Genomic DNA, 10,727 nt, shown 5'->3' on the forward strand with positions numbered 1-10,727 from the left:
TGGGCTCCAGTACCGTTGGCGCGGTGCATGAACTGATCAGTCAGCGCTGGAGCGCTCGCGGCTACGACGCCGAGGCCACCGTCTCGGTCGACGAGGTCACCGAGATCCTCGACGCCGGACGGTGGGCGCCCACGTGGGGACGCATGCAACCGGTGAGGTTTGTGGTCGGTCTGCGCGGCGATGAAACGTTCGACGCTCTGACCGCCACCCTCAACCGGGGCAACACGACGTGGGCGCCTGCCGCGGGTGCGCTGATCCTGCTGTGCACCACCGACGATCCGTCCGACCCCAAGCCCGACCTCTACGGCGGCGTCGACCTCGGGCTGGCGTTGGCACAGATGATCCTGCAGTGTGGCGCACTCGGTCTCAACGGGCATCCACTCGCCGGATTCGACAAGGATTCCGCCCGAACAGCTTTCGGCATACCCGCCGACAAGAAGCCGCTCGCGATGCTCGCCGTCGGACATCTCGCCGACCCCTCGACGCTGTCCGACAAGATCCGCGACCGCGACACCGAGCCGCGCGAACGGCTGCCCCTCGACGAGGTCGCATTCAGCGGTCACTGGGGCGAGCCGTTCCGCGCAGGCGAGCCGACCCCTCCCGCTGGTTTGAGCCGGCCGCGAGCGAAGCGAGCAGCCGAGTCGAAACCACTCTCGCCCGAACCCCTACCCGCTACAGGTCTCGAGCGCCTTCTTGATCGCGGCGCGGTGCGCGCTGTGGTCCTTCTTGGCAAGGCCGTGGTCGCGCAGGAAGTTCTTGATCTCGGCGCGCTCGGGGTGCTTCTTGTGCATCTCTTCACGCTGCTGCTTGCGCTGAGCAGGGGTCAGCACGATCGTGTTCTCGAAATGCTCCTTGGCGCGCGGATGAGACTGGATCTCTTTCCACAGTGCGGGGTCTTCCTTGGCCAGCGCCTTCTCGACTCCGGCCAGCGTGCACTTGGTGCCGGGCACCGGGGTGGTCTGAGCAGGTGCGGGCTTTGCCGGCGAATGAGGAGCCGGAGCGGCTTGCGCCACCCCACCCGTCGCGATCGCGCTCGCGACGCCGACACCGGCCAACGCGAGGGTGATGCGACGCGACGTCGCTCCGGTGAACAAACGTGACATGTCTTTACCTTTCTCGGCACACACTCACGGTTGAGTGTCGCGACCAACCTTTCGGCGGACACTCGAAGCAAACCCGCAAAAGCTAAGTGCCGCCTGAGAATTCGCAGTGCGAACGCCCAGTAATGCTCAGGCAAAGAGACTTTCAGTCGACGCCAAAGTATTCTGTTTCGCCGCCAATCCGGCAGAACGCCCTCATGTGACAGGAGAACTATGGTAAGCCTTGCCTGTGCATCTCCTCCGTCGTGCGATCGTGACAGCCCTGACCGTCGGCAGCATCGGCGCTGCCGTGACCATCGCCGGTCCCACCGCCCATGCGGCAGACACGGCGTTCTCCGACGAGTTCGACGGGGCGGCCGGATCGGCCCCCAACAGTGCCCTCTGGAACTACGAAACAGGAGGCGGCGGCTGGGGTAACGACGAAAAGCAGACCTACACGTCGAGCCGCGAGAACTCACGCCTCGACGGCAGCGGACACCTCCTCATCGAGGCCAAGAACTCCGGCGGCGGGTGGACATCGGCCCGGCTGAACACCAAGGGCAAGCGCGAATTCACCTACGGCACCATCTCCGCGCGGATGTCGCTGCCCGGTGGCGCAGGCCTGCACAGCGGATTCTGGCTACTCGGAGCCGACATCTGGGAAGTCGGATTCCCCGAGGCAGGCGAGATCGACATCGCCGAACACATCAACAACTCCGACTTCGTGCACATCGGCGTCCACGGTCCGACCGGTTCCGGCGGCTTCGGTTCGGCCGACGCCGGGTCGCTGCGTGACATCCTTCCCGACGCCATCCCCCTTCCCGACGGCGTCAACGGCAAGTACCAGCGCGGCTCCGACATCCTGGGCATCGACCCCACCGACTTCCACACCTACGGCGTCCGCAAGACGGCCACCTCGATCACGTTCCTCTTCGACGGACGCTCCGTGTACACCGTCAATCGCGCCGACCTCAGCGCCGGCCAGCGGTGGGTCTTCGACAAGCCGATGTACCCGATCCTGAACCTTGCCGTCGGTGGTGTGTGGCCCGGTCCGACGAACTCCGCGACGCCCAACCCGGCGACGATGAAGGTCGATTGGCTGCGCTACACCCCCTGACCGAACCGGCCGTAGGGTTGACCGGTGCCCGGCTCTGACTCGCCAACACCATCTGAACCGTTCAGCCCACAGCCTCCCCCTCGCCTGCATGTCAGGCGTGCACTGTTCGCAATCCCCGACGTTCGCGGGCGCTGGCCCGCAGCACTCCGAGCGGGTCTCGCGTTCGCGGTACCCGCAGGCATCCTGCTCGCCGTCGGATTCGAGCGCGACTCCCTACTCGCTGCGCTCGGCGCATTCGCAGTGCTCTACGGCGAGAAGCGGCCCTACCGAGTGCGGTGGCGGGTGATCGTGCTCGCAGCCGTGGTGTTGATCGGCGCGGCCGCACTGTTCGGACTCCTCGGCCACCTCGCCGGTCCCCGGCCGAGCACGGTGGTCGCGTTGGCGGTGGTCGTTGCGCTCGTGGCGTGGGCATCGGCGACGGTGTTCACCGTCAACGCCATGCGCCTCGGTCCGCCCGGGCCGTTCTTCTTCGTACTCACCGCCTGCATCTCGTCGGTGGTGACCCGGCACGGCGTCGACGTTTCCGCTCTCGTCATCGCGACGTGCGCGGGCGGATCGAGTTCACTCGTCGTCGGAATGGCTCCATCACTGTGGCGTCCGGAAGGCCCCCAGAGGGCGGAGACGCTCGCCGCGATCGAGACGATCGACGCCTACCTCGCCGACAACCAGTCCACCGATCCCGCACATCGCCACGGCGTGGCGATGTCGACGCTCAACGCGTGGACGGTCCTGCACGACGCCGCTGCCACCGACACTCCGCTCGCACAACGACTCTGGACGTCGTTGCATCAGTTCCACGTGGCACCGCCGGGACCGCTGTCGCCGCCGCTGCGTCGACCCTCGGTGCGACACCGCCTGTCCACGGCACTCCGCAGCTACAGCCATGCGCGCGTCACCACGGCCCGCGTCGCACTCACCGCGCTCGTCGCAGGCGTGGCATCGATCGCGATCGGCCTCTCGCGCCCCGACTGGGCAATCCTCGGCACCGTCCTGGTGTTGCAATTGGGCCCCGACCGCATCCGGGGCGTCATCCGTGCCACACACCGACTCGCCGGAACCATCGTCGGCCTGGTGTTCTTCGTCGGACTCCACCAGCTCGGTCTCACCACGCTGTGGCTCATCGTGGTGATCGCGCTGCTCAACGTATTGATCGAGTTGACCATCGTCGGCAACTACGGCGTCGCGGTCGCGTTCATCACTCCACTCGCCATGCTGATGGGCAACCCCGACTCCGACATCACCATTCCCGTGCGAGATCGATTCCTCGAAACCCTGCTCGGCGTCGCGTTGGCCGTCGCGGCACTGTTGTGGCTGTTTCCGCACGCGCACCGACGCACATGGGCACGCGCCGACACCGACGTCCTCGACAACGTCGACCATCTCCTCGACGACGCCGCGCTCTCACCGATCGGTTCACCGCACATGCTCGCGGCCCGGCGTGACCTGCAGTGGGCGCTACTCGAGGCCGAGATGAGTGCAACCGACAGCGCCAGCGACGAACCAGACTGGGCAACACCGCGGTGGCCGCGCCACATCGCTCTGTGTCGGGTGGGATACGAAGCACTCGACTGGTGCTACCGCACCGATCCGTCGACCCCGATCGCGCCCGGAATCCGGAGCACCCTGCGCATGCACCGCACCCTCGTCCACACACCCGAGGACCCCTGACATGCGAGTTCGGACAATGCGGACCCAGAGTCCGAACGACTGACCTCATTTGATCGACGACCAGCCCGGGGAGTACATTTACTCGCATGCAGCGTGCACTCCTTCTCGGTTGCCGCGGCGGGGTCTGACACGACCGGCCCTCCGTCGCGGGGCCTCATCACGCGCCGGTCACTCCCCAATCTGAGACCTACTTCGGAGATTGACCATCATGGCACCAGCAGACACTTTCACCTCGGGCCCGAGCCGCATCGTCGAGCCGTCCGGCCCCATCCCAGCAGGACAGCCCTCCTGGAACCCGCAACGCAGTTCCGCGATGCCCGTTCACCGCTACCGGCAATTCGCCGACGAGGTCGAGCAGATCTCGATCCCCGATCGCACCTGGCCAGACAAGGTGATCACCGCGGCACCGATGTGGTGCGCCGTGGATCTGCGCGACGGCAACCAGGCCCTGATCGACCCGATGAGTCCCGCTCGCAAGCGCCGCATGTTCGAGCTGCTGGTGCGCATGGGCTACAAGGAGATCGAGGTCGGTTTCCCGTCGGCGAGCCAGACCGACTACGACTTCGTTCGCGAAATCATCGAAGACGGGGCCATCCCCGACGACGTGACCATCCAGGTGCTGACGCAGTGCCGCGACGAGCTGATCGAGCGCACCTTCGAAGCGTGCCGCGGAGCGTCGAATGTGATTGTGCACTTTTACAATTCGACGTCGGTGCTGCAGCGTCGGGTCGTGTTCCGTGCCGACAAGTCGAAGATCACCGAGATCGCGACGCACGCCGCGCACAAGGTTCTCGAGGAGCAGCAGAAGTACCCGGACACCAACTGGCGCTACGAGTATTCGCCCGAGTCCTACACCGGCACGGAGCTGAGCTACGCCAAGGAAGTATGCGACGCGGTGAGCGAAATCATCGCTCCCACATCCGATAAGCCGCTCATCATCAACCTGCCTGCCACCGTCGAGATGGCAACACCGAACGTCTACGCCGATTCCATCGAGTGGATGAGCCGTAATCTCGCCCGCCGCGACTCGATCATCCTGAGCCTGCACCCGCACAACGATCGCGGAACCGCTGTCGCCGCAGCGGAACTCGGCTATCAGGCGGGCGCAGACCGCATCGAGGGCTGCCTGTTCGGCAACGGTGAGCGCACCGGCAATGTCTGCCTGGTGACACTGGGCATGAACATGTTCAGCCGCGGCGTCGACCCGCAGATCTCGTTCTCCGACATCGACGAGATCCGACGCACCGTCGAATACTGCAACCAGCTCGGTGTACCCGAACGCCACCCCTACGGCGGCGACCTGGTCTACACCGCATTCTCCGGCAGCCACCAGGACGCGATCAACAAGGGTCTCGACCAGATGAAGGTCGACGCCGACACCGCCGATTCCGACGTCGACGACATCCTGTGGCAGGTGCCCTATCTGCCGATCGACCCCAAGGATGTCGGCCGCAATTACGAAGCCGTCATCCGCGTCAACAGCCAGTCCGGCAAGGGCGGCGTCGCGTACATCATGAAGGCCGACCACGGCATGGACCTGCCGCGACGCCTGCAAATCGAGTTCAGCCGCGAGATCCAGAAGATCACCGACGGCGAGGGCGGCGAGGTCTCTCCCAAGGAGATGTGGGACGTCTTCGCCGACGAATACCTGCATCCGATCCGCCCGCTCGAGCGGATGCGCCAGAAGGTCGACGCCTCCGAGGTCGACGGCGGCGACGACCACATCACCACTGTGGTGAAGGTCGACGGTGTCGAGAAGGAGATCTCGGGCAGCGGTAACGGACCCCTCGCGGCATTTGTCGACGCGCTGTCGACCGTCGGATTCGACGTCCGCGTACTGGATTACGCCGAGCACGCACTCACCGCAGGCGGCGACGCCAGCGCGGCCGCCTACGTCGAGACCGAGGTCAACGGTGAAACCGTGTGGGGCGTCGGCGTTGCGTCGTCGATCACGACGGCAAGCCTGCGTGCCGTGGTGTCTGCAGTCAATCGCGCCTACCGCGTGACCGCTTCGGCTCCAGTGGAGACCGATGCCGCCCCACGTACCTGGGCGCCGTAAACCTTTCTCTCACCGATGAACTCACGGTGACGCGGGTAACCCCCGCCGTCGCTGTGTCAGGCAATGGGCCGAAACTCTCGTCAAGCGGGCGATCCCCGCGCGCGAGGTTTCGGCCCATTCCGTCTGCGCGACGCTCGTACCCGAGGTGAGCCTGCGTCCGAAGTCCACCCTGTGGTTCGGTTCCACCCTCTGTGGTTCGGCTTCACCCTGTAGTCCGGTTCCACCCTGTAGACCCGTCTCACCCTGTAGTTTGTGAGACGGCAGCTGTGGAGAGCGTCGCGAAGGTGGTCGGTGTGATGACAGTTCGACGCCGAACCAAAAACCCTGCCCCATGACCGGCCTCGACACGCTCGGAAGGCGTGCACGCGCTGGGCTGACACAGACCATCGGCGTGCTGTTCGGTGCCGGAGCAGCAATCGGCCTGATGCACATCGGAGCCGCTCCGCAGATCTCGACGTCGTCGGTCGCGACCGTTCTCATCGGCCTCAGCGGCGCGGTGTTCGGCACACTCGCAGTGATCTTTTCGTTGCTGTTCCTCGTAGTCCAATGGGTGGCAACTACTTTCACACCCCGACTCACACTCTTCCGAGACGCTCCCATCGTCTGGCGAACAGCCGCCGTGGCAATGAGCGTCATCGTTTTCTGCATCACCGCGATCCTCGCGTCGGGCAGCCGGGACACGATGTCGGCGAGTGTTCCGCTCGTGGCAGTCGTGGGCACCTTGGCCGTGCTTGTGCTGTTGCGCGTGGTACTGGCCAATGCCCTTGCCGCAACCCAGATCTCACCGGTCTTGACGACGATCTGCGAACACGGTCAGCAATCGATTGTCGCGACGTACCCCACGAGCGACGACCTCGACCCGAAGCAAGTCGACTCCCCTGCCGAACCACGCAGCATCCTGTGGTCCCGCAATCCGTTGGTACTGCAGCGATTACACGTCGAGAGACTGGTTCACCTCGCCGAATCCGCCGACTCCGTGATCGTCATGGAGGAGACGGTCGGGTCAACACTGCGCGCAGGCGCGACGCTCGCCCACGTGTACGGTCGTGCGCCACAGAGCCTTGACAAAGGCAATAGCGACGTCGGAGAAATCGATACCGGGACCTTCTTCGCTGCGCTCGACACCGGGCCAGAACGCACATTCGACGGCGATCCGCTCCTGGCCTTCCGCCTCATCGCCGATATCGCACTCCGTGCCATGTCGCCCGCGATCAACGATCCCGCGACCGCGGTGCAGGCGGTCGACCAGGTCGAGTTCCTGTTGGTGTCTGCAACGTCCATCGACGAGAGCGCGCGGCGCTGGCGCGATGCCGGTGGTCATCTCAGGCTTGTGGTCCCCCGACCGTCGTGAACGGACATGCTCGTCGTCGGATTCGACGATGTCATCGCGGCCTCGCTCGATTCACCGTTGATGCTTGCCCGACTCGACGCGGCACTTTCTCGCGTATCGACCGTCGCGGCAACCGTCGAACAACGTACGCAACTCGCGCGACGACGCACGTGGGTCGCACAGGCGCGGGCCGACCGATTCCCCACCCTCGATCAGTGAACCTCTGCGTTTCGTGGTGTGAACCGACTTCGGATGCGCGACAGTTGAAGTCATGAGTGAGGCGACCACCGGAACCGGACAGCAGGACTCGACGCGAGTACCCGTCGGGAAACTACTCGCACTCACGCCCGTCGCCCTCCTCGTGGGTGTCGTATGTGCCCTGCTGCTGTGGGGAATCTCGGCCGTCGCCAGCACCCTTGAACACTTCCTCTGGCACACCGTGACGCCGTGGCTGGGCATCACCGAGAGCACCTGGTGGTGGATTCTGCTCGTACTGACCATCGCGGGCGTTCTGGTGGGACTGGTGATCCGATTCGCTCCCGGCCACGCCGGAGATGATCCCGCGACGCAGGAGTTGGTGTCCACACCGATCTCCGTCGGTGCGACCCCCGGCCTCGCGATCGCGGCGATCCTTGCGCTGGCGGGCGGCGTCAGCCTCGGTCCGGAGAGCCCGATCATGGTTATCAATGCGGCGATCGTGGTGGCCGTCGGTGTGCGTCTCATCCCGAAGATCGACCAGGACCAGTGGATGGGCCTCTCGACTGCTGCGACATTCGGCGCACTGTTCGGAACCCCGGTCGCCGCGGCCCTCATGCTGTCGGAGGCCAATCCCGGCGATCAGCGAATTCCCCTGTGGAATCGCCTGTATTTGCCCCTGGTCGCGGCGGCTACCGGATCGTTCGTCATCCTGCGCTTCACCGACCTCACGATGTCGATCGACCTACCGGAGGAAAGGGTCGGCAGCATCATCGACACCTTGATCGCCGTCGGGGTGGCCGTGGTCATCGCCGCATGCGGTGTGGTCGCGGCCTTCGTGTTCGATCCGCTGCACCGGGTGCTGCATCGCTCGCTACGGGACCCCATCGTCCGGTTGACGTTGGTGGGAGCGATCCTCGGCGGCCTCGGAATACTCGGCGGAACGATCACGCTGTTCAAGGGCCTCGATCAGATGAAGGAACTGCCCGACCGGATCGGGACCACGACGGCCCTCGGGTTCTTCGCGTTCGCAGGCATCAAGATGTGTGCCATGCTGTTGGCCAGCGCGGGCGGCTTCCGTGGTGGTCGCATCTTTCCGTCTGTCTTTGCCGGTGCCGCAGCGGGATTCGGCATGCACGTGCTGTGGCCGTCACTTCCGTTGACGATCACCGTGGCCGCGAGCATCGTCGGGATCGTCGTCGCGGCAACGCGGAACGGCTGGATCAGCCTCTTCCTCGGACTCGCTGTTGTGCCGCAACTCGATCTGTTGATACCGCTCCTGTTCGCGACGCTGGCCGCGTGGCTTGTCGTGGCCAATGCACCCGAATTGCGTGCGAAGCCGGTCGACGAGGACGCGGCGGGACGCACCTGACTTGAACTGCGCGGCTACAGAAGGCGCCACTCGCGGGCACGGTCGACGGCGGCGCGGCGTGTCGATACCCCCAACTTGCGGTAGATCGACTGCTGGTGTGTCTTCACGGTGTTCACCGACACGAAGAGATCCGCAGCTATCTCCGCCGACTTGTACATCGTTGGCAGGTAACGCAATACGGCGAGTTCTCGCTCGGTGAGCGGGTCCGATGGAGTTGCAGGTCGAATCGTTGCGGCGCCATCGGCAGCTGTCAGCCGCAGGAGAAGTGCCCGATTCAGTTCTGAGGGTTCAGCGTTCAGATGTCGATAGCGCGCCAGCAGACCAGTGATCTCCTCGCTGTGAGCCACGAAGGGCCGCAGCGCTCCGATCGGGGCCGCTGCATCGATGGCCTGCCCCATCCGCTCCAGTGCGATCGAGTCCAACCTGAGCCGATCCGCCGCGATCGCTGACAACAGCGTGGCCTCGACAACGAGCGTGCGGTGTGCCGCGTACCGGGCCGGCGTACCCAGCAGGTCGAACGCGGCGCGTGGTTCATGCTGCGCGAGGAGGACTTCCGCACGCGCGATGGTGACGAGTTCGGCACTGAATTCACTCGATGAAGAAGAGGTCGATGCGGGCAACCCGGTCAGGATCTTCTCAGCGGAATCGACGTCGTCGCAGAGTAATTCGACGCGGGCCAGCGAGACCGCAACCCAGTCGTCGAGCAGAGGGAGTCCGGCGCAACTCGCGCTCAGCGCACGGAGGCGGCTCGCCGCCGCTCGCGCGGTATGCAGTTCACGCCGCGCGAGCGCAACGCCGACGGCCGCGATCTGAAGGACCACTGTCGCAGGCAGATCAGACCCGTGGAGAACGAGGTCGAAGCCGGAGTCGATGCACTCGCTTGCGGCGTCGAGTTCGTCTGTCTCCAGGTGCACCAAAGCGGAGGCGGCGTTGGCCGCAAGCAACTGGGGTTGCTGTGTCCAACCACGTCGAACACCCAGTCTCGCGAGCATGTCGCTTCGACGTCCCGCTTCCGGGAGGTCACCCGCGATGACATCCAGCAGAGCCAGGTAGGCATGCGCTGCAGCCGAGGTGAGTGCCACCCCGGCACGATCAGACTCGACCCGCACATCTTCCAAATGCACACGAGCACGGTCGAATTCGCCGCGAAGAACCAGGCTGATAGCTACGTTCGTCCGGCCGATGACCGCGTACGCACCTACCGCGGGCAGCTCGTTGCGCGATGCCCCGGTCGCGACAGTCAGCACTTCGTTCGCAGTCTCGTACAACTCAACGGGAATGAAGACCCGAGCTGCGACCATCCGTGCCAGCGCGACGATGATCTGAGTCCATCGAGGTGGTTCGACGCCACTCTCCAACAACGCGGTCTCGGCGTCCAAGGCGTTCTGGCGCATGGTGACGAAGTCCCGAGAATGATGCGCCACAACACATGCCGCGAGGAGCACCTCCGGGCGGGGATCGCGTTCGACGACATCGAGTGCAGGAGCCAACGCTGCGGCCAGCTCGCCTGCGTGGATCGTGAGGATGAGTGGGAGTGCCGATTTTGCCACCACCTCCGCCACCGTGGGCCAGTCGCCCGCCGCGACCAGATGCCTGATCCCGGGGATCAGTTCACCGTTCTCCAGATACCACTGCGCCGTACGCCGATGGAGCGTCGAAATCTCCTGTGGGCGTTCAATGGTGAGTCGATCGCGGAGAAACTCACGTAGAAGCGGGTGGTAGCGGAACCATCCGGAGCGACCTGTCAATCGAACCGTCAACACGTTTCGCGTCACCAGTTGTTCGAGGATCGCAAAGCTGTCGGCACGTCCGGTCAGCTCCTGCGCGAGAGGGCCTGGTGCACGGATAGGTGACAGGGTTAGTCACGCGGCCTGAGGGGCCTCGTGGTTGATGATGGTCTCGAATTC

Annotated in this window: 7 protein-coding genes and 1 pseudogene; 7 read left to right on the top strand and 1 reads right to left on the bottom strand. The window is 64.9% G+C overall.

Annotation, left to right across the window (positions count from 1 at the left end; genetic code table 11):
* Positions 1 to 23: 23 nt before the first annotated feature.
* The 7 genes and pseudogenes from A5766_RS03090 to A5766_RS03115 form a co-directional block, all read left to right on the top strand.
* A pseudogene (locus A5766_RS03090) lies at positions 24 to 578 on the top strand (nitroreductase family protein); the annotation flags it as partial.
* 775 nt (positions 579 to 1,353) lie between these two features.
* On the top strand, positions 1,354 to 2,196 hold the full coding sequence (locus tag A5766_RS03095; RefSeq protein WP_231894530.1) for a glycoside hydrolase family 16 protein: 843 nt from the start codon (positions 1,354 to 1,356) through the stop codon (positions 2,194 to 2,196).
* A 24-nt stretch (positions 2,197 to 2,220) separates the two neighbouring features.
* Positions 2,221 to 3,864: an FUSC family protein gene (locus tag A5766_RS03100; RefSeq protein WP_064903376.1), complete on the top strand. Its 1,644-nt coding sequence runs from the start codon at positions 2,221 to 2,223 to the stop codon at positions 3,862 to 3,864.
* A gap of 208 nt (positions 3,865 to 4,072) precedes the next feature.
* Complete coding sequence (gene leuA, locus A5766_RS03105; protein ID WP_064903378.1) at positions 4,073 to 5,923, top strand: 2-isopropylmalate synthase; 1,851 nt, start codon at positions 4,073 to 4,075, stop codon at positions 5,921 to 5,923.
* A gap of 331 nt (positions 5,924 to 6,254) precedes the next feature.
* A complete protein-coding gene (locus A5766_RS03110; RefSeq protein WP_082965428.1) occupies positions 6,255 to 7,274 on the top strand; it encodes a DUF2254 family protein in 1,020 nt (339 codons plus the stop codon).
* A gap of 6 nt (positions 7,275 to 7,280) precedes the next feature.
* Positions 7,281 to 7,472 (top strand): hypothetical protein, encoded by a 192-nt coding sequence (locus A5766_RS23685; protein WP_082965429.1) that lies wholly within the window; start codon positions 7,281 to 7,283, stop codon positions 7,470 to 7,472.
* A 52-nt stretch (positions 7,473 to 7,524) separates the two neighbouring features.
* Complete coding sequence (locus A5766_RS03115) at positions 7,525 to 8,820, top strand: ion channel protein (protein ID WP_064903380.1); 1,296 nt, start codon at positions 7,525 to 7,527, stop codon at positions 8,818 to 8,820.
* A gap of 14 nt (positions 8,821 to 8,834) precedes the next feature.
* On the opposite strand, the gene A5766_RS25260 is transcribed toward A5766_RS03115, so the two are convergent.
* Positions 8,835 to 10,568, bottom strand: coding sequence for a LuxR C-terminal-related transcriptional regulator (locus A5766_RS25260; RefSeq protein ID WP_156527349.1), 1,734 nt, complete (start codon positions 10,566 to 10,568; stop codon positions 8,835 to 8,837).
* Positions 10,569 to 10,727: the final 159 nt, after the last annotated feature.

Source organism: Gordonia sp. 852002-51296_SCH5728562-b (genome assembly GCF_001665475.1).
Classification (GTDB): domain Bacteria; phylum Actinomycetota; class Actinomycetes; order Mycobacteriales; family Mycobacteriaceae; genus Gordonia; species Gordonia sputi.

Excerpts from the sequence above, each read along its gene's own strand:
- leuA (WP_064903378.1), top strand. The coding sequence starts at position 4,073 with ATGGCACCAGCAGACACTTTCACCTCGGGCCCGAGCCGCATCGTCGAG.
- A5766_RS03110 (WP_082965428.1), top strand. The coding sequence starts at position 6,255 with ATGACCGGCCTCGACACGCTCGGAAGGCGTGCACGCGCTGGGCTGACA.
- A5766_RS23685 (WP_082965429.1), top strand. The coding sequence starts at position 7,281 with ATGCTCGTCGTCGGATTCGACGATGTCATCGCGGCCTCGCTCGATTCA.
- A5766_RS03115 (WP_064903380.1), top strand. The coding sequence starts at position 7,525 with ATGAGTGAGGCGACCACCGGAACCGGACAGCAGGACTCGACGCGAGTA.